Source organism: Paeniglutamicibacter sp. MACA_103 (genome assembly GCF_045798555.1).
In the GTDB taxonomy this organism is placed as follows: domain Bacteria; phylum Actinomycetota; class Actinomycetes; order Actinomycetales; family Micrococcaceae; genus Paeniglutamicibacter.
On record NZ_JBIXLN010000002.1, the window covers coordinates 181,138 to 200,925 of the forward strand.

Here is a 19,788-nt window from a genome sequence, read left to right on the forward strand (position 1 = left end):
CGGAACCGCAATCCACTCCTTGAGGAGCAACCCATCATGACAACCGCGATTCTTCCCACACTGGCATCCATGCCGGCCCACGCCTGGGGACCGGGATACGGCCCCGGCTGGTTTTTCCTGATCCCGATCTTCTGGATCCTGCTCATCGGATTCTTCATCTTCTTCAGTCGCCGCATGTACTGGCGCCACCGCGTACAGGGCGACCCCATGGGGGCCGAAGGCGTGCTGCGCGAGCGCTATGCACGCGGTGAAATCGATGAGACCGAGTACCGGCAGCGGCTGGAGGTGCTGCGGGCCAACCGAAAATAGGCCGAATGGCATCTCCGGCGGTGACGAACCACGGGTCCCCGGGACCCGTGGTTCGGGTCATCCGGACCGGATGCAGAAGCGTATGACGTGGCTAACACATGCCTGAATCGTTATATGTCATTGCTCGGAAGGATTCGGCAAAAGTCCCGGAATGACGCAGAAAAATGCCAATTAGCGTGTGGTGGAACGTAGTTCATGCCCGGATATGAATTCAGCTATTTGGTGTCAATGTGCAACGATCAGGTATTTCACATGCCTAGCACGTAAGCTCATAGACATAGGAACCGAGATTTTCAGTTCCCACGACTGAAATCGTCGCCCTACTCGCCAATCGGGAGTGACCCTTGAGTAGTATGAGTTCCACTTTGTCCCCCTCGGCCCCGGAGCAACGTGTATCGCGTGGTTCGGCCGGAGCCAACAATTACCGCCACCTGAAAATCCGGGTGCGCGATGCCGGCCTGCTGGGCCGTCGCAAGGGCCACTACCTGGGGCTTGTCAGCGTTCTGGTGGTCCTGCTTGGTGGCGCCGTCACAGGTTTTGTTCTGTTGGGGCACAGCTGGTTCCAGCTGCTTATTGCCGCTGCCATTGGCATCATCCTTACCCAGTTCGCGTTCCTTGCCCACGAGGCCTCGCACCGCCAGATCCTGACATCTGGTCCGGCCAACGACCGGATCGGCCGTTTTCTGGCCAACTTCGTGGTCGGCATCAGCTACCAGTGGTGGATGAACAAGCACAACAAGCACCACGCCATGCCCAACACGGTTGGCAAGGATCCGGATATCGAGTGGGACACCATTTCGTTCCAGACCGAGGACGCCCAAAAGCAGAAGGGGTTCTTGAAGTGGATCACCGAGCGCCAGGGTTACCTGTTCTTCCCGTTGCTGACCCTTGAGGGCTTCAACCTGCACATGCGCTCCATGATCTATTTGTTTACTGGCGACCGGGTCAAGGACCGCAGGCGCGAGATCATCTCGATCATTATCCGGTTGGCCCTTTATGTGGCGGCCATTTACATCTTCCTGCCGGTTGGCATTGGCTCGGCGTTCCTGGGCGTGCAGCTCGCGGTCTTCGGCGTGTACATGGGCGCCTCGTTCGCCCCGAACCACAAGGGCATGCCGCTGATCCCCAAGGAATCGCGCATTGACTTCTTCTCCCGCCAGGTGCTGACCAGCCGCAACGTCATGGCTCGCACTACGTGGGGCAACCGCGTTCTCTCGCACGTCTTTGGCGGCTTGAACTACCAGGTCGAACACCACCTGTTCCCCTCGATGCCCCGCGCCAACCTCGCCGGCGTAGCCGCGATCGTGCGTGAATACTGCCACGAGCTCAAGGTCCCCTACACGGTCACCTCGGTGACCCAGTCCTACTCCCAGGTCATCACGTACCTAAACAAGGTCGGACTTTCGGCGCGCGACCCGTTTGACTGCCCGATGGTCACGGAGTTCCGCCCGCACAAGTAGGCAGATCTTTCAGCCGTCGACCGCTCGCTCGGCCTGGCTGCGAAAACTGAATTTTGCACATTGCCCTCGGCACCGATTGGTCGGTTCCGGGGGCAATGTTTTTCTGGTGGCTATCCGGTTGGGAGCCTTTTGTTGCAAATGTGACGGCGCGCAAATTGTAAGTGAATCACAGCATACGAATCTGAACCGGCGCGGCCGGACATCTCTCGATCGACTTCCGTTGTCACGAAAAAGCAGCCAATCAGTAGGGTGAATTCGAGTACGAAATTGTTCACTAAATTCAGCACAATGAATGGGATTGGTTATCGCCTGCAGCCGGTCTGCCATGGTCCTCGCGCGGGCCAGCGTATTGCCACCCATTATGTTTGGTGAATTAGGTAAGTCATACCTAAGCTGTGTGAGCGGTCCCACCCAAAATCTCCCGGGACCGCCAATACCTCGCTCCCATAGAAAGCGCCGATTCATGACGATTCGAAAAAACGTGCTGACTGGCCTCGCCGTCATTGCCACCGCGGCCCTCGGCCTGACCGCATGCTCCGCCAACGCTCCTGCGCCGGCTGCCTCGGACGCGGGAGAAATCACCGTCTACAACGCACAGCACGAAAGCCTTGCCCAGGAATGGGTCGACGCCTTCACTGCCGAGACCGGCATCAAGGTGACCGTGCGCAACGGCTCGGACACCGAAATGTCCAACCAGATCATCCAGGAAGGTCAGGCTTCCCCGGCAGATGTCTTCTTGACCGAGAATTCTCCCGCAATGGCGCAGGTCGAGAACGCCGGTCTTTTCGCCGACGTCGACAAGGCGACCGTTGACCAGGTGCCGGCCGAATTCCGTCCCTCCACCAACAAGTGGACCGGCATCGCCGCACGCTCGACCGTGTTCGTCTACGATCCGAAGAAGATCAGCGCCGACAAGCTGCCCAAGTCCATGCTCGACCTGGCCAAGCCGGAGTGGAAGGGCAAGTGGGCCGCTTCCCCGACCGGCGCCGACTTCCAGGCGATCGTTGCCGCATTGCTGGAACTCAAGGGCGAGGCTGCCACAACCGAGTGGCTGGCCGGCATGAAGGAAAACTTCACCGCCTACAAGGGCAACTCCACCGCCATGAAGGCAGTGAATGCCGGTGAAATCGATGCCGCGCTGATCTACCACTACTACTACTACGGCGACCAGGCCAAGACCGGCGAGAACTCGAAGAACGTCACCCCGTACTACTTCAAGAACCAAGACCCCGGGGCATTCGTCTCGGTCTCCGGCGGCGGCGTCCTCGCATCCTCCAAGCACGCGGCCCAGGCCCAGGAATTCCTGAAGTTCGTCACCGGCAAGACCGGGCAGGAAATCCTGAAGACCGGAACGTCATTTGAATATGCAGTCGGTTCCGAGGTCGCCTCCAATGAGAAGCTGGTGCCCCTTAAGGAGCTGCAGGCTCCGACGGTTGACCCTGCCAAACTGAACTCGGCCAAGGTGACCGAACTGATGAACAAGGCAGGACTGCTGTAATCGTATGAGCAAGACCCAGTTGGTTCCCGGCACGAAGCGGGAACCGAGAGTGGCGGGCGGGGGCAAAGCCCCCCGCCCGCCATTGGGCGTTTCGACGCTCGCTCTTTTGGCAACCTTCATTGCCCTCTTTTCCCTCATCCCGCTGGGCTACGTCATATACATGACGGCTGCCACCGGCTGGGACACTGTCATTGAACTCGTCATCCGCCCGCGCGTGGGCGAGCTGCTGCTCAACACCATCTTGCTCGTCCTAGTCACGGTCCCGCTGTGCCTGGTGCTGGGCGTGGGCGGCGCGTGGTTGGTCGAACGCACGGCCCTGCACGGGCACCGCTGGTGGGCGCTGGCCCTTGCCGCGCCCCTGGCCATCCCGGCGTTTGTCAACAGCTATGCGTGGGCATCCACGATTCCCTCGCTTGCCGGGCTGGGTGCCGGAACCCTGATCGCCACGCTGTCCTATTTCCCGCTGGTGTACATCCCCGTAGCGGCGACCCTGGGGCGTCTGGACCCGGCGATTGAGCAGTCCGCAGCCTCCTTGGGCCTGGGGCCCTGGGCTGTGTTCTTCCGGGTGGTGCTGCCGCAGCTGCGCATCGCAATGTCCGGCGGTGCGCTCTTGGTTGCGCTCCATTTGCTCTCCGAATACGGCGCCTTTGCGATGATCCGATTCGACACCTTCACCACGGCCATCATGGTCCAGTTCCAATCGGCCTTCAGTGGGGCGGCCGGAAACATGCTTGCCAGCGTGCTGGTCCTGTTCTGCATGTTGCTGTTGCTCGCCGAGGCCAAGGTGCGCGGCAACGCGCGCTACTCGCGCGTCGGTTTCGGGGCCCAGGGACTCGCCATCCGCCTGCATCTTGGGCGCCATGAAGTCCCCGCCCAACTGGGCCTGCTGGCGCTCTTCGCCCTGTCCGTGGGCGTGCCCTTGTATTCCGTGGTTCGCTGGCTCATTGCAGGGGGAGTGGAGATCTGGGATCCCACGGAATTCTTCCCGGCACTCCTCCAGACCATGGGCTATGGCCTGGGCGGCGCCTTGGTGACCGTCGTGGTGGCGTTCCCCATGGCGTTCCTGGCCGTGCGCCATGCCAATTGGTTCAGCAAGCTGTTGGAGCTGTCCAACTACGTCACCAGCTCCATGCCCGGGATCGTGGTCGGCCTTGCCTTCGTCACCGTCGCCATTCGCCTGGTCCCCGGAATCTACCAGAGCGCATATGTGCTGCTGGCCGCCTATGTGCTTTTGTTCCTGCCGCGCGCACTGGTGAACCTGCGGGCAGGGCTGTCCCAGGCGCCGCGTGAACTCGAGGAAGCCGCCCGCTCGCTGGGCAGGTCTCCTGCCCTGGCCTTCTTCCGCGTCACGCTGAGGCTGACGGCCCCGGCGGCGGCCGGAGGCGCGGCACTGGTCTTCCTTGCCATCGTCAACGAGCTGACCGCCACCCTGTTGCTGGCGCCCAATGGCACCCGCACCCTGGCCACGGCATTTTGGGCCAAGAGCAGCGAGATCGACTATGCGGGAGCCGCGCCCTATGCCCTGCTAATGATCCTTATTTCCGTACCCATGACCTACCTGCTGTTCCAACAGTCAAAGAAAGCGGCCGGACAGTGACCACCTCAGCACCCCAGATCCACAAGTTTTACGGTCTCATGCCGGCCGTCAAGTTCCTGCGCACCAGCAACCTGGTCAAGAGCTTTGGTTCCAAGGAAGTCCTCAAGGGAGTCGACCTTGCCGTCAACGAGGGCGGGACCACCGCGATTGTCGGCCCCTCCGGATCGGGAAAGACCACCTTGCTGCGCTTGATTGCGGGCTTCGAGAACCCGGACAGCGGCACCATTGAATTGAACAATCGCGTGGTTGCCGGAGAGGAATGGATCCCGGCGCACAAGCGCGAAATCGGGTACGTGGCCCAGGACGGGGCGCTCTTCCCGCACCTGAGCGTGGCACAGAACATTGCGTTTGGGCTGGACCGGGCCTGGAACCTTGCCGGGCGTAGGGCCCACGCCCGTCGCGTGGCGGAACTTCTGGACATGGTTTCGCTCGAAGCCTCCATGGGGGAGCGCAGGCCGCACGAGATCTCCGGCGGGCAGCAGCAGCGCGTGGCCCTGGCCCGGGCCCTGGCCCGCAAACCGAAACTGATGCTGCTTGACGAGCCGTTCTCGGCCCTGGATGCCGGGCTGCGCGTGGCCACCCGCAAGGCCGTGGCCGACGTCCTGCATGCCGCGGAAATCACCACGATCCTAGTGACCCACGACCAGGGCGAGGCGCTGTCCTTTGCCGACCAGGTGGCGGTCATGCGCGGGGGCACCCTGGCCCAGACCGGAACCCCGTTTTCCGTCTACACCCGGCCCGCGGACCTGGACACCGCGGAATTCCTGGGCGACGCCGTCATGCTCGATGCCCTGCTCCAGGGTTCCCTGGCCACGTGTTCGCTCGGCGGCATCCCCGTGCGCCACGCAACCGTCCAGGGCCGGGTGCGCCTGATGCTTCGCCCGGAGCAGATACGCATCGCCGCGGACGGCCCCATCAAGGGAGTCGTGGTGGACACCGTGTTCTTCGGCCCGGAAACCACGGTGCGGATCAGGCTGTCGCCGGTGCCCGGGCTGCTCGGCGGCGGGGAGATCATCACCATCCGCCACTGGAACGCCTCCATGGCACGCCCCGGCATGGACCTGAACCTGCGCGTCATCGGCGAGGGCGTTGCCTTCCCCGCCGACGCCCAAGCCACTTAACGAAAAAATGGTCGGTGTCCGTCCCCTTTGAAGGGGGACGGACACCGACCATTCGTGTTCCGCGGTGGAACCCGCCGTTGGACAGGATCCCGGACTCCGCTCTGCTATTTGACCGGGACAGCCGACGTTTCGAGGGCCGGGCGGCGCTTGTCGAAGACCGTGGCCCCGATTTCCTGCTCTGCCTGGTTGTTGATCGAAAGATCGATTCCCTTGCGGTCGCGCAGCAGGGAGACGGCCGTGAGTGAAATCAGGGTCATGCCCAGGAGGTAGGCCGACACCGCGGTGGTGGTTCCGGTGGCCTGGACCAGTGCCGTGGCGATCATCGGGGCGAACGCACCGCCGATGATCGCGCCCAGGGCGTAGGAAATGGATACGCCGGAGAATCGCACCGAGGCCGGGAACAGCTCTGAGTACAGGGCCGCCTGCGGGCCGTAGGCCAGGCCCAGGCCGATCGCGAAGAGCGCGAAGGCCAGGTACAGCATGGGCAGCGAGGCGGTGTTGATGAGCCAGAACAGCGGGAATACGCAGAGGGCCTGCGAGGTGAAGCCGATCTGGTAGGTGCGCTTGCGCCCGATCGTGTCCGCCAGGTAGCCCGAGAGCAGCGTGAAGATGAACCACATGGCCGCGGCAAAGGAGACGGCAACCAGCACGTCGGTCCGCTCGAAGCCGATCGGTCCCTCGGGGTTGGTGGTGTAGGCCTGCAGGAAGCCGCCGGTGGTCATGTAACCGGCGGCGTTGTTGCCGGCGAACACCAGGGCGGCCAGGATGACCAGCAGCCAGTGCTTGCGGAACAGCTCGACGACCGGGACCTTGGTCTGCTGCTTCTTGGCTGCGATTTCCTCGAAGATCGGGGACTCGTCCACCGCACGGCGCACGACGTAGCCGACGATGATCAGCACGATGCTCAGCAGGAACGGCACGCGCCAGCCCCAGGCCAGGAACTGCTCGCCGGGGGAGATGACGCCTGTCATCAGTGCCATGACGCCCGAGGCCAGGAGCATGCCCAGCGGCACGCCGAGCTGCGGGAAGGCACCGGCGCGGCCGCGGCGGTCCTTGGGTGCGTGCTCGACGGCCATGAGGACCGCCCCGCCCCATTCGCCGCCGGCGGAGATGCCCTGCAGGATGCGCAGCAGCAGGAGCATGATCGGGGCCATGACCCCGGCCGTGGCGTAGGTCGGCAGCACGCCGATGAGGGTCGTTGCCGCTCCCATGAGGATCAGCGTGATCACCAGCATGGCGCGGCGGCCGATCTTGTCCCCGTAGTGGCCGGCCAGGAAGGCACCCAGCGGACGGAAGAGGAAGGAAATGCCCACCGAGGCGAATGAAAGCAGCAGGCCGATCTGTGCGCCGGCCGGCTTGAAGAAAAGTTCGGCGAATATCAGGCCCGCCGCGGTGGCGTAGACGAAGAAGTCATACCACTCGATGGTGGTGCCGATGATCGTGGCAAACGCCACCCGACGCTGGTTGGCGCGCTGGGCCGGTGTCTGGCTCTGGGCAATGCTCATGGTGCTCCTCTTTGAGCGGACTGCTCGGACGGGATCGACTCTGTCGGCCAGGCCCCGGAATTGCCTTGGGCAATTCGGGCCGCGTAAGCCAGGTCACCAACCAGTGTTACAGCCCACATTGATTGAGTAAACTTCAATTAGGTGTACAACATTTTTGATTGGACTGAAGAATGGCTCGATTCTCCCTGCGCCAGCTGGAACTGCTGGCCGAACTTCCGCGGCATTCGACCCTAGGCTCGGCTGCGGCGGAACTGCACATCTCGGAATCCGCGCTTTCCCAGGCCATCACCGCGGTCGAGAAGATCGCCGGGGAACAGCTCTGCGTGCGCCGCAAGTCCCACGGGGTGCGGATGACTCCCGCCGGCAAGTACTTCGCGGCCAAAGCCGCTCGGATCGTGGCCGACACCGACGAACTGGCCGATTCCTTTCCCCGCGCCGACGGATCCCTGCGCGGTCCGGTGTCCATCGGGTGCTTCGCGTCCATTGCCAGCCACGTGGTGCCCTCGACGCTCGAGGGCTTTCGCACCCTGCACCCGGGAATCGACGTGACGGTGAGGGTCGGCACCCACGACGACCTGCTCCCGGCGCTGGAGAACGGAGAACTGGACCTGGCCCTGGTCTATGACCTGCTGCTGCCCACCGGATTCGCCAAGCGCGTGATCTACGAGACGCGGCTCGAGGTGGTGCTGCACCCCGAGCACCCGCTGGCAGCCAAGAAGTCGATCACGCTGGCCGAGCTGGAAGCCGAACCGCTGATCAACTACGAATCCAGCCCGAGCACCGAGAACACCCGCAGGCTCTTTTCCGAGGCCGGGCTCCATCCCAACGTCGCCTATTCCTTGCCGCAGGTGGTGCTGGTCAATGCCATGGTGGGGCGCGGGCTGGGCTACGGGCTGCTCTATGCGCGGCCGAACAACCCGCCGCACACCCTGGACGGGTTGCCCGTGGCCATCAGGAAGCTTGAGCCGCCCAACAGCCCCAGTGCGGTCGTGGCGATCTGGCCGCGAACCTCCACGCCGGGACCTCGGGCCGAAGCCCTGCTCGAACACTGCATCACTGCCATGGACGGGGCCTGGGGCAGGAACTGAGGCGCAGCGGATCATGCCGGTATCGGGATGCCGGCCTTGGCCAGGGCCTTGAGGCTGAACCCCGGGTCGGCGAGGGTCTCGGGGTCCAGCCTGAGTCCCCGGCCCACGAGCTTGCGTGCGGCAATGTGGTCGGCCGCGGAGTTCACCGACTCCACGGCCGCCAGCACGCCCTCGCGCAGCAGCGCAATGGAGAACTTGCCGGTTGCGGGGTCCCCGAGCACCACGGGCTCGTCAGTCGGCTCCGAGATCCCGGCGATCTGAAGCCGGATGGATCCCTGCGTGCTCCAGAACCACGGAGTCTCGGCGTAGTCGCCGTTGTGCCCCATGATGCTGCGGGCGGCGTGCCGGCCGTGGTCGGTGGCGTTTTGCACCGATTCGAGCCGGGTCAGGGAACCGGTGGAAGCGTGGGGGAAGGACGCGCAGTCACCGACTGCAAGCACTCCCTCGACATTGGTGCGCAACGCCGAATCCACGAGTATCCCGTTGTCGGTGGCCAGGCCCGCGGCCTCGGCCAATTCGGTGCGCGGCAGCACGCCCACCCCGTAGAGCACCAGGTCCGCCGGGTAGCGGTTGCCACTGGAGGATTCGACGACCAGTCCGGTCCCGTCCTGCTGGATGGCGGCCACACCTTCGTTCAGGCGCAGGTCGATGGCGTCGGCCCTGTGTCGGTCGGTGAACCAGTCCGAGGCCGTCGCCGAGAGCGCGCGGCCCATGGGGCGGGCGGCGAATTCCAGCACGGTGACCTCCAGCCCGCGGGCCCGTGCGGCAGCCGCGAATTCCAGGCCAATGAATCCGGCACCGATCACCACGACCCGACGCGCGGAGGACAGGGAACGCTGCAGCCGTTCGGCATCGTCGAGCGTGCGCAGGGCGTGGACACCCTCGAGTGCGGCACCCGGGCAGGGCAGCGGCCGGTTGGCCGCACCGGTGGCGAAGACCAAGTGGGTGTAGTCCAGGGCTGTGCCGTCAGCCAAGGTGACGGACCGGGCCGCGGTGTCCACCGCGACGGCCGCACCGGCATGGAGAGTCACGTCCTTGGCAGCGAAGAAGTCGGGACCGCGCAGGGGCAAGGCGGTGCCCGTTGAATCGGCGCCCAGGTAATCCTTGGACAGTGGCGGGCGCTGGTAGGGGAATGCTGCCTCGTCGTTGAGGATGGTGATGGCCCCGGCGTACCCCTCGGCACGCAGGGAGTCGGCGACCTGGATCCCGGCCTGCCCGGCACCGATGATGACGGTGTGCTCAACGGCGTTCGTAGGCATGGCCGCTACACCTGGTCCGAGGGCACGTCGACGACGATGTTTGCCAGGGAATCGGACATCTTGATTTGGCAGCCCAGGCGCGAGGCGTCGGTGCGCTCGGCGGTGGTGCAGTCAAGCATCTCGTCTTCGTCATCGCTGAGGTCCGGGAGCTGCCCGGCGAACTCGGGGCGGACGTAGACGTGGCAGGTGGCGCACATGGCCTGGCCGCCGCATTCGCCGACGATTCCCTCGACGCCGTTGGTGACGGCGGCGCGCATGAGCGAGGTGCCTTCGTCGACGGTGATTTCGGTAGCCTCGCCGGTGGACTGGGCAAAGGTAATGGTGGGCATGGAAGATGACTCCTGAAAGGAAGAGAAGGGGTGCAGGCGGAGAATGGAAGTTAGCGGGGGACTGGGACTAACCCCAGGTGACCGGCATCTTGGTCAGGCCGCGGAAGACCCAGCCGGCGTCGATGCTCGGGCTTGAGGGGTCCAGGCGCAGGTCAGGGATTCTGTCGAAGAGTGAGGGCATCGCGATCTGCGCCACCTGGGCCCGGGCGATCCAGGTGCCGGCGCAGAAGTGCACGCCGCCGCCGAAGCCCAGGTGCGGCTTCTTGGGTCGGAAGATGTTGAAGATCTCGGGGTCCTCGAAGACCTTTGGGTCGCGGTTGGCAGCACCCAGCACCACGCCCAGCCGTGAGCCCTTGGGCAGGTGCACGCCTTCGAGCACCACGTCCTGGGTGGTTTCGCGGGGATACATGCCAATGGGAGCCACCCAGCGCACGGATTCCTCGAATGCCACCGCATGCAGCTTGGGGTCGTTCTTTACGGCGTCCAACTGCTCCGGGTTCTTCAGCAGCGCCCAGACGGTGGTGGCAAGCACGTCACGTGGTTCGTTCAGTCCACCACCGATGGTCATTTTCAGGTTGGCTCGGATGGCCCCGAGCGGGATGGGCATGGAGGCGAGCCCGGAGAGCAGTGAGTGGTCGGGGTTCTTGGCCAGATACGGAAGCATCTCGTCGATGGCGGCATCGACCTCTGCCGAGGATGCTGCGCTCTTGTCCCATACCGCGGGATCATCGGCGTAGTTTCCGGTCCCGTCGATCATGGTCTGGCTCCAGCGCTGCATGTCTTCCTGCGATGCGTTGTGGAAGCCGCAGATCAACCGCAGGTTCTCCGCGGCGTAAGGGGCAGCATAGTCCCACACGAAGTCGGCACCCGGTCCTTTGTCGACCAGCTCGCCGAGGTACTTCTCATGGTTCGCCGTGAAGATTTGGTTCCAGTGTTTCTTGATGGTGCCCGGGCGCAGCGTGGTGCCGTAGGAGTCCCGGTCCACCTGGTGCTTCGGGTTGTCCTTGCGCAGCATGGAGTGGCCCATGGCGCGCTTCATCAGCGAGTTGTTTTCATCGGCGGAGAATCGGGCCTCGTCCTGTTCGATCTCGTGGCAGGCTGCGTAGGAGGTGACCATGTAGCGATTGACCGCTGGCACCCAGTGCACCGGGGACTCGGCTCGCATGCGCTGGTAGATCGGGAACGGATCTGCGTAGAGATCCGGGATGGTCACCCAATCGGCCACGGGTGCGGAAGCGCCGACCTCGACCGCGGCTGGCTCAGCCGGAACCGTCCCCTGTTCAATGACCGTGGTGGTGTCAGCAGCGCCGGTTGCTCCGGAGAAGGGACAGACGGCGGTCGGGGCATTCGATGTGCTCATGGCTGCGGAACTCCTGCGCGAAATGTTGGCTACTGGTTCTCCAGTGTGACCCTCCGCATAACCTCGGGTAAAGTACGAGTTCCAGTGTAATAACCACGGTTTTAGTGAGGTGTTTTTGGCGCGGTATACCTTGAGGCAACTGGAGTGCTTCGTTGCGGTGGGAGAACACGGCTCGATAGCCGGTGCCGCCGTGGCGTTGATGCTTTCGCCCTCGGCAATCACGGGGGCGCTGAACGAACTCGAACGCGCATTCAATTCGCAGTTGACGATTCGGCGCAAAGCCCACGGGGTAAGCCTGACCCCGTCGGGGCAATACGTCTTGTCCCAGGCGCGCGGGTTGTTGAATGCAGCAACGGACCTGCAGGTCATGGCCGCGGACGCGGGAAGTGCATTACGGGGCAGGGTCGTGATTGGCTGTTATTCGTCGCTGGCCCCCACACTCCTGACCGAGCTCATGGCCGAGTACGGAAGCCGCCACCCGGACGTGGAGTTGGACTTCTTTGCGGGAACCCAGCAGGAAATCCACGAGAAGTTGCTGTCGGGCGAACTCGATCTGGCCATCGCCTACGAGCTCACCGTTCCGTCGGGGCTGACCCACAAACGACTGCGCGAGGCCGTCCCCGCCGTCGTCTTGCCGGCGGATCACCGGCTAGCAGCACGGGACAAGGTGGCGCTCGCCGAACTTGTCGACGAGCCCATGATCCTGCTGGACGTGAACCCAAGCCGCGAGAACACCGAGATGATGTTCTCCGCGGCTGGACTGACCCCATGGATACGCTTCCGGACCACCGACTTCGAGGTGACCCGCTCGATGGTCGCCCGCGGAATGGGATATGCAATCCTGGTCCAACGGCCAGTCGCCGACGTTTCCTACGAAGGACGGCCACTAGTCATCCTGCCGATTCATCCGGCAGTCCGTCATGTGCCGATCTCCATGATTTGGAGCGAAAATGTTCGTCTTTCAATTGGTGCCGAGGCCATGCTTGAGTTGGCCATCGAGCTGCACCAGAAGCAACCTCGCAAGAACGAGGCTGTTACCAGAGCACACGATTCCGATAAGACGAGCTGATGTTGTCGCTGAGCTGCCTAACCGAAGAGGCCGCTTTGCAGGATGTTGATGACGGCGGGCCCGAGAATGACGATGAAAAGCACTGGGAAAATGCACAGCAGTAGTGGAAAGAGGACTTTTACCGGTAGCTTCATGGCTTTTTCCTCGGCCCTTTGCCGGCGCTTGACACGCATTTGTGAAGCCTGCACTTTGAGCACCCTAACGATGCCAATCCCGTAGCGGTCGGCCTGAATCACGGCACGCACGAAGGATTTCAGGTCAGCTACGGAAGACCGCTCGGCTAGAGCCATGTAGGTTTCTGCCCTGGAGCGCCCTAGCTGCATTTCCTGTAACGCCCTACTCATTTCCTGGGCCATCGGGCCGGGGCTGTTTGACGCTACTCTTGCCATGGCAGATTCGAAGCCGAGCCCGGCCTCGACGGAGATTAGCAGTTGGTCAAGAACGTTGGGCAGCTCAAGTTGAATGGCTTCCTGGCGCTTGATCCCAGCGTTGTAGACCAAGATATCCGGTAGGAAGAATCCCAAGACAAGCAACGCTATTGCCAAGATGAACAACTGAAGGACGGGGCTCATCAGGAATGCCAGGAAACCTAACCCGCCCAAAGCCAAGGCTGAAATGGGTTTCGCAACGATTATCCGATCTAGGGGCCATGACGAAGGGCGACCAGCCATAGCCAGTAATCGATCCAGTTTTGCCGCGTAAGTTCCTGATACAAGATGGCGAGCCAATGTGGTGAACTCGGACACTCGAGCTGCTTCTTCGCCTGGATTTAGCTGTGTCCTGCTCAGATTTTGCTTGATTAGTACGAGCTGATTGCGGTCCACCGACACAAAGCTCCAGGTCAGGAATGCTAGCGGAAGTGCCAGCAAGGCAATAGCCGCCCAACCTATGAGTTCGATCCCCATGTTGTTCACCCTCCTAGAACTTGATTTGAATTGTGCGGCTCATCCAAAACGACCCAATGCCCAGCATGATCACTGCGACTATGGACATGAATATGCCGATTGGATGCGTAAAGAGCATGCCGATGTAGGTGGGATTGATGAACGCGAGCATCAGCCCGACACCGACTGGCAATGCAACCAGAATGTAGCCGGAGATCTTTCCTTCCGCTGACAATGCCCTGACCTGGCCCTTGATCTGGGCCCGCTCGCGAATGGTTTCTCCAACTTGGTCCAGCACCTGAGCCAGATCACCGCCAACCTCACGGTTGATGAGAATGGCTTCCGCAATCCAAGAGAAATCCTCGGAATCCATGCGTTGGGCTATTTCCATCATGGTTGACTCAGGGTTTCGTCCCACGCGGGCTTCGTTGACAATGCGACTCAGCTCCTCGGACATCGGTGCTTCGAATTCTTGCACAGCGGAGTCGAATGCTCGCATGACGGAGTGCCCGGCGCGCAGGCTGCCTGAGAGCGTCATTATTAGGTCAGGCAGTTGCAGATCGAAGGCGCTGCGGCGCTTGGATTGGCGCAAACTCAACACGGCCCATCCTATGACCGGTACCAACAATGCGAGCAGAATGGCTCCCAGGGGGCCCATTGCCGCGAAGCCAAGCAATCCTGCCACGATCGAACCCGCGGACAAAAGCACCAGGAATTCTGACGGTGCAATTTTCAGACCGGCACCTTCAAGGGCAGCGCGATTGAAGAGTCGTCCGCCTTGGTAGCCCACGCCGCGTTCGACGGCCCCCACTGCGGCACCGCTGAAGCGCGTGATCAGTGAGTTTCGGTTGTCGGTAACGTTTCCCTGGCGTCGGCGATCCAACCCTACGTCGGCGCTGGCCGGACGGAGAACCACCAACAGAAGCAGCAAGATCGCACCCAGTGAGGCTGCAATCCCTCCCATCACGAGTAACATATTCATGATTACCGCCTCCCGACGCCGGCTACTGTGCCCCCGGTGACCATGTTTCCAAAGATGCCCGGAGGAACCGAAATCCCCACGTTCTGGAAATGCTCGATAAACCGTGGGCGTACACCCGTGGGGATAGGCTTTCCGAGGAACCTGCCTTGGGCATCCACTCCCGCGCTGTAATCGAACAAGAACGCGTCCTGCAGTGTGACGATGTCACCTTCCATCCCCTGAACCTCGGTAACGTGGGTGACACGGCGACTGCCATCTCGCAAGCGAGTCAAGTGCACGATGAGGTCAACGGCGGACGCAACCTGTTCGCGGATTGCGCGCAACGGTAGGTCAAGACCCGCCATAAGCACAAGCGTTTCCAAACGCGCTATGGCATCCCTGGGCGTGTTCGCGTGGACAGTGGATATCGAGCCGTCGTGGCCGGTATTCATTGCCTGGAGCATATCCAGGGCCTCGCCGCCACGAACTTCACCAACCACGATGCGGTCAGGCCGCATGCGCAGGGAGTTTCTCACGAGGTCGCGAATGGTTACAGCGCCTTTGCCCTCGATGTTCGCGGGGCGGCTTTCCAACCGGACCACGTGTTCTTGCTGGAGCTGAAGCTCGACTGCATCCTCGATGGTGACAATGCGTTCGTTGTTGGGAATGAACCCAGAGATTACGTTCAGCAAAGTGGTCTTTCCGGTTCCCGTTCCACCCGAAACAATGATGTTCAGACGGGCCTTGACGCAAGCATCAAGCAGGTGGGCCATGTCGGTGCTTAGCGTCCCATAGTCAATCAAATTGCGAACGGTCAACGGCACTTGGCCGAATTTCCGAATGGTCAGGCTGGGGCCGTTGACTGCCAACGGCGGAATGATGGCATTGACACGACTACCGTCTTCCAACCGTGCATCGACAAGCGGAGACGATTCATCAATACGGCGCCCCACGCGGGAAACAATGCGCTCAATTACCCGTCTCAGCTGCTCTTCGGAACTGAACCTTGCGTCCTCCAATTCCAGCCGACCGCCGCGTTCCACGTAGATTTGTTGGAAGTGATTCACCATGATTTCCGATATTTCCGGGTCATCCAGGAGCCGCTGCAATGGGCCCATTCCCAAGACTTCGTCACCGATGTCCCGAATCAAGCGTCGCCGTTCTTCCGGGGAGAGCGGAACATTCTCAGCATCGATGACCTGGCTAAGTTCTTCGCGGGCCATCTTGCGAAGGGCTTCTTCCGTCATGGACGGATCGGTGATGCGTGATCCGAGCCGTTTGAACAGTTCTTCTCCGGCCCGGGCCTTCAGCGCAGCCAGACCGTCTACGTTGTGGCGCTGTTGGGCCTGGGTGGTTGTGGTTCCACCCATACGGGCCAACATTCCGTTGGGTTTGGTCGAGTCTGCCCGTTCGGGTTCGACCACTGGGATAGCGAACGCATCCGTGAATTCTGGCGCAGTTTCCTCCACGGATGGTTCGTTGTCATGAATGGGATCTTCCTGGACGGCAACCGAGACGCGAGCGTCCGGGCTGTCTTCTTTGCGTAGGGCATTGAGCCGTTCTGACAGATTCATTGCAGCACCTCTCTCCGGTGAGCGCTCTTACGCAGTGCGTCTTTGGACGCAGGATCGAATCGACGCGCAAATTTATCCAGATTGCGCCAGGCTGGACCCCTTGATTTCTCGGCGAGAAGCGGAACGCCCTTGTTGGTGCTGAGCGATACCGAGCGTGAGACCGGAATGACAGCGTCAATCGGCAATCCGATCGACAGCTCAACGTCCTGAACGCTTAGCCCAGCGCGCCTGTCTGCAAAGTTCAGTACAACGTGACGGCCCTCTGGGACCAGCTGCAACTCGCGAAGGACCACGAGCCCGTTGTTCATACCGCGGATGCTTGGAACATCCATGCCACAGACCCAGACTGCATCCGTTGCCATTTCAAGAGCCGCCAAAAGGTGCTCGCCTAGGCCAGGCGCTGTATCCAGCACCACGTACTGGAACTCGGCTGCAAGTTGACTCACCAAAATGGCAACCTGTTCTGCGGAGATCAGGTCGGCATCCGCCGGGTTCTTTGGCCCGCACAGTGCATAGACGCCGGATTCTCCCACGCTGAGGTAAGCCTTGAGCACCATGGAGTCCTGTGCCGCCGCCCCGAATACGGCGTCGGTAATCGTGTGCTCAGGTTCCAGGTTGAGCGCACTTGCCACGTCTCCGAATTGCAGGTCGAGGTCCAGGATTACGACACCCATGGGTGCGAACTTGGATAGCCCGACGGCCAAATTGGTTGCAACAGTGGTCTTGCCGACTCCGCCTTTGGGTGACATCACAGCGATGACGCGCCCACGTCGGCGCTCGATATTACCCTCACCCGATTTCCGGCGCCGACTTTCGGTAGTCAGGCAGTTTCGTTCCAAGAGCAGGCGCAGTTGTTCGGGCTCGGATCCTGGCTCAGCAATGTCGCGGATGCCCGCGCGCATGGCACTCATAATGAGTTCAGAATCGGCCGGAGCCGTTAGCACCACTGAGATATCCGGGTGAAGCAGATCCATGGCAGTGGCTAGATCCAATGCAGCCGTCCTGCTGACGTCGGGTCCGAACATCAACACATCGGTCGGCTCGCCGAGGCTGCGGGCGAGCAGCTCCTGCGGTGCAAGCTGTACGGCGGCCGCCGGAATTCGCTGCAGATTGCCCGGCAATGATCCGCGAATGGCCAGCTGAACGACTTTTTCAAAGTCCGGTTGGTCGGTGAGTAACAGAAAGCGGCTCATTTGAGCACCTCGCTAATAGTGAGTGGAGTCTTGTCTCCGGAGGGTGTGTCTTCGCTCTGCTTAGTGAGCCAGATGCTTCCGAATTCCTGGCTGTGAATGATCTTTTCAGCCTGACGGGTATCAACGGCGAATGTCACATAGGCCGAGCCCGAGGGCAAGGCTGCTACGTCCTTGCTTGACGGAGTCTCTTCCTGGGTGGCTATTTGAATGGCAGTGATCAGTACCTTGTCATAAAGAAGCTTGGTGACTTTCTCTTCCTCAGCGTCCTTGTCGCCTTTCTCCTTGACCGTGTAATTGCCATACACGCCAACGATGTCTCCGGCCCTCAGCATGGACCCCACGACCCGTGCCGGTTCCAGCAGGACAGTGACTTCTTGCATTTCCTTCGGAACGGCAACTGTTCCTGGCGTGAGCAAGGATTCTTCCGCTACGAGCTTGGCTGTCAGCAAATGCTCGCCGGTCACCATGGCCTGGGAAAGCACCTTTCCGTCCAGGTCCTTGAGCGACGAAACTGCCTCCCCGGTGACGGCCGCAGCCGGTAGCTGCTTGGTCGTCAAGAATTGCCCCAAATCCTTGACGGTTGTCCCGGCAGGTACGTCCTTTGTTGCAACGAGTACCTGAACCGGATTCAATGAAGCTTGTGCTCGCGCATCCGCCGCATTGACATATGTATACAGAAGTACGGCACCGACAATCGCCAGAACGAGTGCGGCGATGCCCCCCAGCAGCCGTGTTTTCATGAAATGCCCCCAGACATGTGTTTTGTTTTTTGTTGCGAAGAGAGAACCTCGCGATTGTGAATCTTCCTTAGTTGATCAGTTGCGTGATCTTGGCTCCGTAGTCCATGCCCCCGCCGCCGTATTCAGCATCTTCGTCATCGAAGACATACCTGATGAACTTGCCCACGAACCCAAGGTCCGAATTCTTGTAGCCGCCGTCTTTGATTACCTTGGCGGCTTCTGGAAGTTGGAAATCCAAGAGGCTGTCACCGTTCTTGAAATGCCACCCACGAATGTCTATGGCCGCGTAGGCATAGATCTTGAATTGGCCACCGGCTCCGGTGCCTTTGACTTCATGGAAAACGGGTAGTAGTACGATGACCGGCTTACCGGCCACTAGGTCGGCTTTCCATTCGGCCAAGATCGTTTGGCAGCCGGCCTTGAACTCGTTTCCGGTATCAGTCAGCTCCCAACCGTCGATGATGGTGTCGACAGAGCAGCTTCCCGCCGGTTCCTGCTGCAGCCATCCGAACCCACCTGGAATTTCTTGTCCGGAGGAAGTGCTATGGCACGCATCCGTAGCTGTTGTATCCCCAACGCCGTGACTTTGCAGAAATTGAAGCGAGCCATCGAACGTTGGCGACGAGTCAATTTCACATTGAGAGAAGGCCAACGGAAATTTAGTGCTAAGTCCACCGGGCGGCCCCCAAATCGCCGTCGCGGTAGCCCCGACTCCAACGTTGGAATAGGCTGGATCCAAGATTCGAGCAAACCAAGTGGAGACTGTGTTCGTCGGCGAACCCGCTTCAGCGGCAGCAGTGTTGACAGTTACCTTGTTGTTGGCCGTGTCTACTACGACGGAAGGAACCAAAGAACTTGTGTCGTTTGCATTATTGTCAGCAAGATGACGCGGAATTGTCGATATAGATGAGCATTCAGTATCGGTTTCTTTGGCGCCGCAAATCGAGGCAAGAGCTAATGCCCCGGCATCAGCACCATTTTGCAATTGTGCCTTTTCCCAATAAAGTTTTCCAACGTCGATAGAGATGGCGGCAAAACCCAGCAGGGCCACCATCAGGACGGCGACCATGATGCTTGATGCCCCGTCTTGAGCGGATCGCATTGTCCGCCAGGATTTCTTGATCAGCCGCCACATCGCATGGCCCCTTTCCCTGTCAACGTAGTGGAGCTAAGGAAATCGAACCATCCGGTGAGTGAAGAATAAGATCTCGTTACAGTAATGATCGCCGTGGTTCCACCCGGACAACTTGATGCGGGCATGGAAGTTGCCGTGATGGCTCCCAACGCCGGCGCCGCCTTCTGAACTGTCGTGCCGAGATTGAAGCCGATTTTGTCGTGATGCAGTGCGTATTCTCGGGCACCTTCTCGAGCTGCCTGAGTCAAAGAAATTTGCTGATTAAAGAGGTAGCCAAATTCTACAATTCCAAGAAGAAGCGTCAATAAAATTGGTAGAATGATCGCAAATTCAACTGCTGATGCTCCTCGTTGGTCATGCTTAAACATGCTCCTACCCTCCCCAAGTGGGCCGTGAAGCGGATGTGGTGTGAAATGAGGTGGGCGGGTCGTCTCTGACCCGCCCACCTCGTGCTGCGCGAGTGGATCCCGGTTGGATCGTTAGTCGTTACGTGGTCTTAGGGACGAGCTGAGTTCCGACGTTGTCGAACATCGTGTCCAGCCTGGTGCCGATCAGGAAGACTGCGACCATGACGACGACGGCAATACCGGCGACCATGATGCCGTACTCGACGGCGGTTGCTCCCTTTTCATCGCGGCGAATCTTGTTGCCGACGGTCTGCATGGCAAAGTAAATGTTTGCGAGCATGGTGTTCATGATGTTTCTC

At 61.0% G+C, this 19,788-nt stretch carries 19 protein-coding genes; 7 read left to right on the plus strand and 12 right to left on the minus strand.

The genetic code is table 11. The annotated features are described in order from the left end of the window. Positions 1-36: 36 nt before the first annotated feature. The 5 genes from ACIPVK_RS01785 (at position 37) to ACIPVK_RS01805 (ending at position 5,985) form a co-directional block, all read left to right on the plus strand. Positions 37-309 carry an SHOCT domain-containing protein gene (locus tag ACIPVK_RS01785; RefSeq protein ID WP_407610262.1) on the plus strand — a complete coding sequence of 91 codons (273 nt, stop codon included), beginning with the start codon at positions 37-39 and terminating at the stop codon, positions 307-309. A gap of 353 nt (positions 310-662) precedes the next feature. Next, complete coding sequence (locus ACIPVK_RS01790; protein ID WP_407610263.1) at positions 663-1,769, plus strand: fatty acid desaturase family protein; 1,107 nt, start codon at positions 663-665, stop codon at positions 1,767-1,769. A 463-nt stretch (positions 1,770-2,232) separates the two neighbouring features. Further along, a complete protein-coding gene (locus ACIPVK_RS01795; RefSeq protein ID WP_407610264.1) occupies positions 2,233-3,267 on the plus strand; it encodes an iron ABC transporter substrate-binding protein in 1,035 nt (344 codons plus the stop codon). 4 nt (positions 3,268-3,271) lie between these two features. Further along, on the plus strand, positions 3,272-4,864 hold the full coding sequence (locus ACIPVK_RS01800) for an ABC transporter permease (RefSeq protein ID WP_407610265.1): 1,593 nt from the start codon (positions 3,272-3,274) through the stop codon (positions 4,862-4,864). Between the two features lie 38 nt (positions 4,865-4,902). Next, positions 4,903-5,985 carry an ABC transporter ATP-binding protein gene (locus ACIPVK_RS01805; RefSeq protein WP_407610284.1) on the plus strand — a complete coding sequence of 361 codons (1,083 nt, stop codon included), beginning with the start codon at positions 4,903-4,905 and terminating at the stop codon, positions 5,983-5,985. A 104-nt stretch (positions 5,986-6,089) separates the two neighbouring features. Here the strand turns inward: ACIPVK_RS01805 and ACIPVK_RS01810 are convergent, their stop codons facing one another. Further along, the gene (locus ACIPVK_RS01810; protein ID WP_407610266.1) at positions 6,090-7,490 is read right to left on the minus strand and encodes an MFS transporter; all 1,401 of its coding nucleotides are present in this window, start codon (positions 7,488-7,490) and stop codon (positions 6,090-6,092) included. A gap of 170 nt (positions 7,491-7,660) precedes the next feature. On the opposite strand from ACIPVK_RS01810, the gene ACIPVK_RS01815 reads away from it, so the two are divergent. Next, positions 7,661-8,578, plus strand: a complete 918-nt coding sequence (locus tag ACIPVK_RS01815; protein WP_407610267.1) for a LysR substrate-binding domain-containing protein — start codon at positions 7,661-7,663, stop codon at positions 8,576-8,578. A gap of 11 nt (positions 8,579-8,589) precedes the next feature. Here ACIPVK_RS01815 and ACIPVK_RS01820 read toward each other — a convergent pair whose 3' ends face one another. The 3 genes from ACIPVK_RS01820 to ACIPVK_RS01830 all read right to left on the minus strand — a co-directional run bounded on the left by ACIPVK_RS01820 (position 8,590) and on the right by ACIPVK_RS01830 (position 11,526). After that, the gene (locus ACIPVK_RS01820; protein ID WP_407610268.1) at positions 8,590-9,837 is read right to left on the minus strand and encodes an NAD(P)/FAD-dependent oxidoreductase; all 1,248 of its coding nucleotides are present in this window, start codon (positions 9,835-9,837) and stop codon (positions 8,590-8,592) included. 5 nt (positions 9,838-9,842) lie between these two features. Continuing rightward, complete coding sequence (locus ACIPVK_RS01825) at positions 9,843-10,166, minus strand: 2Fe-2S iron-sulfur cluster-binding protein (protein ID WP_407610269.1); 324 nt, start codon at positions 10,164-10,166, stop codon at positions 9,843-9,845. 67 nt (positions 10,167-10,233) lie between these two features. Continuing rightward, entirely contained in the window at positions 10,234-11,526 is a 1,293-nt protein-coding gene (locus tag ACIPVK_RS01830) for a cytochrome P450 (RefSeq protein WP_407610270.1), read from the minus strand. 130 nt (positions 11,527-11,656) lie between these two features. Between ACIPVK_RS01830 and ACIPVK_RS01835 the strand changes: the two genes are divergently transcribed. Continuing rightward, positions 11,657-12,595 carry a LysR family transcriptional regulator gene (locus tag ACIPVK_RS01835; protein WP_407610271.1) on the plus strand — a complete coding sequence of 313 codons (939 nt, stop codon included), beginning with the start codon at positions 11,657-11,659 and terminating at the stop codon, positions 12,593-12,595. Positions 12,596-12,612: 17 nt separating this feature from the next. On the opposite strand, the gene ACIPVK_RS01840 is transcribed toward ACIPVK_RS01835, so the two are convergent. The 8 genes from ACIPVK_RS01840 to ACIPVK_RS01875 all read right to left on the minus strand — a co-directional run. Next, the gene (locus ACIPVK_RS01840; RefSeq protein ID WP_407610272.1) at positions 12,613-13,500 is read right to left on the minus strand and encodes a type II secretion system F family protein; all 888 of its coding nucleotides are present in this window, start codon (positions 13,498-13,500) and stop codon (positions 12,613-12,615) included. 13 nt (positions 13,501-13,513) lie between these two features. Continuing rightward, positions 13,514-14,461: a type II secretion system F family protein gene (locus tag ACIPVK_RS01845; protein ID WP_407610273.1), complete on the minus strand. Its 948-nt coding sequence runs from the start codon at positions 14,459-14,461 to the stop codon at positions 13,514-13,516. A gap of 2 nt (positions 14,462-14,463) precedes the next feature. Beyond that, positions 14,464-15,810 carry a CpaF family protein gene (locus ACIPVK_RS01850; RefSeq protein WP_407610285.1) on the minus strand — a complete coding sequence of 449 codons (1,347 nt, stop codon included), beginning with the start codon at positions 15,808-15,810 and terminating at the stop codon, positions 14,464-14,466. A gap of 200 nt (positions 15,811-16,010) precedes the next feature. Next, on the minus strand, positions 16,011-17,207 hold the full coding sequence (locus ACIPVK_RS01855) for a CpaE family protein (protein WP_407610274.1): 1,197 nt from the start codon (positions 17,205-17,207) through the stop codon (positions 16,011-16,013). Further along, positions 17,204-17,947: a Flp pilus assembly protein CpaB gene (cpaB, locus tag ACIPVK_RS01860; RefSeq protein ID WP_407610275.1), complete on the minus strand. Its 744-nt coding sequence runs from the start codon at positions 17,945-17,947 to the stop codon at positions 17,204-17,206. The genes ACIPVK_RS01855 and cpaB overlap by 4 nt, the downstream gene beginning before the upstream one ends. 67 nt (positions 17,948-18,014) lie before the next feature. Next, positions 18,015-19,082 carry a pilus assembly protein TadG-related protein gene (locus tag ACIPVK_RS01865; RefSeq protein WP_407610276.1) on the minus strand — a complete coding sequence of 356 codons (1,068 nt, stop codon included), beginning with the start codon at positions 19,080-19,082 and terminating at the stop codon, positions 18,015-18,017. Then, positions 19,070-19,450 (minus strand): TadE/TadG family type IV pilus assembly protein, encoded by a 381-nt coding sequence (locus tag ACIPVK_RS01870; protein ID WP_407610277.1) that lies wholly within the window; start codon positions 19,448-19,450, stop codon positions 19,070-19,072. Before ACIPVK_RS01870 ends, ACIPVK_RS01865 begins: the two co-directional genes overlap by 13 nt. Positions 19,451-19,568: 118 nt before the next feature. Continuing rightward, positions 19,569-19,788: Flp family type IVb pilin (locus ACIPVK_RS01875; protein WP_407610278.1), on the minus strand; the 220-nt coding region annotated here is incomplete at its 5' end.

Excerpts from the sequence above, each read along its gene's own strand:
- ACIPVK_RS01785 (WP_407610262.1), top strand. The coding sequence starts at position 37 with ATGACAACCGCGATTCTTCCCACACTGGCATCCATGCCGGCCCACGCC.
- ACIPVK_RS01790 (WP_407610263.1), top strand. The coding sequence starts at position 663 with ATGAGTTCCACTTTGTCCCCCTCGGCCCCGGAGCAACGTGTATCGCGT.
- ACIPVK_RS01795 (WP_407610264.1), top strand. The coding sequence starts at position 2,233 with ATGACGATTCGAAAAAACGTGCTGACTGGCCTCGCCGTCATTGCCACC.
- ACIPVK_RS01800 (WP_407610265.1), top strand. The coding sequence starts at position 3,272 with ATGAGCAAGACCCAGTTGGTTCCCGGCACGAAGCGGGAACCGAGAGTG.
- ACIPVK_RS01805 (WP_407610284.1), top strand. The coding sequence starts at position 4,903 with ATGCCGGCCGTCAAGTTCCTGCGCACCAGCAACCTGGTCAAGAGCTTT.
- ACIPVK_RS01810 (WP_407610266.1), bottom strand. The coding sequence starts at position 7,490 with ATGAGCATTGCCCAGAGCCAGACACCGGCCCAGCGCGCCAACCAGCGT.
- ACIPVK_RS01815 (WP_407610267.1), top strand. The coding sequence starts at position 7,661 with ATGGCTCGATTCTCCCTGCGCCAGCTGGAACTGCTGGCCGAACTTCCG.
- ACIPVK_RS01820 (WP_407610268.1), bottom strand. The coding sequence starts at position 9,837 with ATGCCTACGAACGCCGTTGAGCACACCGTCATCATCGGTGCCGGGCAG.
- ACIPVK_RS01825 (WP_407610269.1), bottom strand. The coding sequence starts at position 10,166 with ATGCCCACCATTACCTTTGCCCAGTCCACCGGCGAGGCTACCGAAATC.
- ACIPVK_RS01830 (WP_407610270.1), bottom strand. The coding sequence starts at position 11,526 with ATGAGCACATCGAATGCCCCGACCGCCGTCTGTCCCTTCTCCGGAGCA.
- ACIPVK_RS01840 (WP_407610272.1), bottom strand. The coding sequence starts at position 13,500 with ATGGGGATCGAACTCATAGGTTGGGCGGCTATTGCCTTGCTGGCACTT.
- ACIPVK_RS01845 (WP_407610273.1), bottom strand. The coding sequence starts at position 14,461 with ATGAATATGTTACTCGTGATGGGAGGGATTGCAGCCTCACTGGGTGCG.
- ACIPVK_RS01850 (WP_407610285.1), bottom strand. The coding sequence starts at position 15,810 with ATGGGTGGAACCACAACCACCCAGGCCCAACAGCGCCACAACGTAGAC.
- ACIPVK_RS01855 (WP_407610274.1), bottom strand. The coding sequence starts at position 17,207 with ATGAGCCGCTTTCTGTTACTCACCGACCAACCGGACTTTGAAAAAGTC.
- cpaB (WP_407610275.1), bottom strand. The coding sequence starts at position 17,947 with ATGAAAACACGGCTGCTGGGGGGCATCGCCGCACTCGTTCTGGCGATT.
- ACIPVK_RS01865 (WP_407610276.1), bottom strand. The coding sequence starts at position 19,082 with ATGTGGCGGCTGATCAAGAAATCCTGGCGGACAATGCGATCCGCTCAA.
- ACIPVK_RS01870 (WP_407610277.1), bottom strand. The coding sequence starts at position 19,450 with ATGTTTAAGCATGACCAACGAGGAGCATCAGCAGTTGAATTTGCGATC.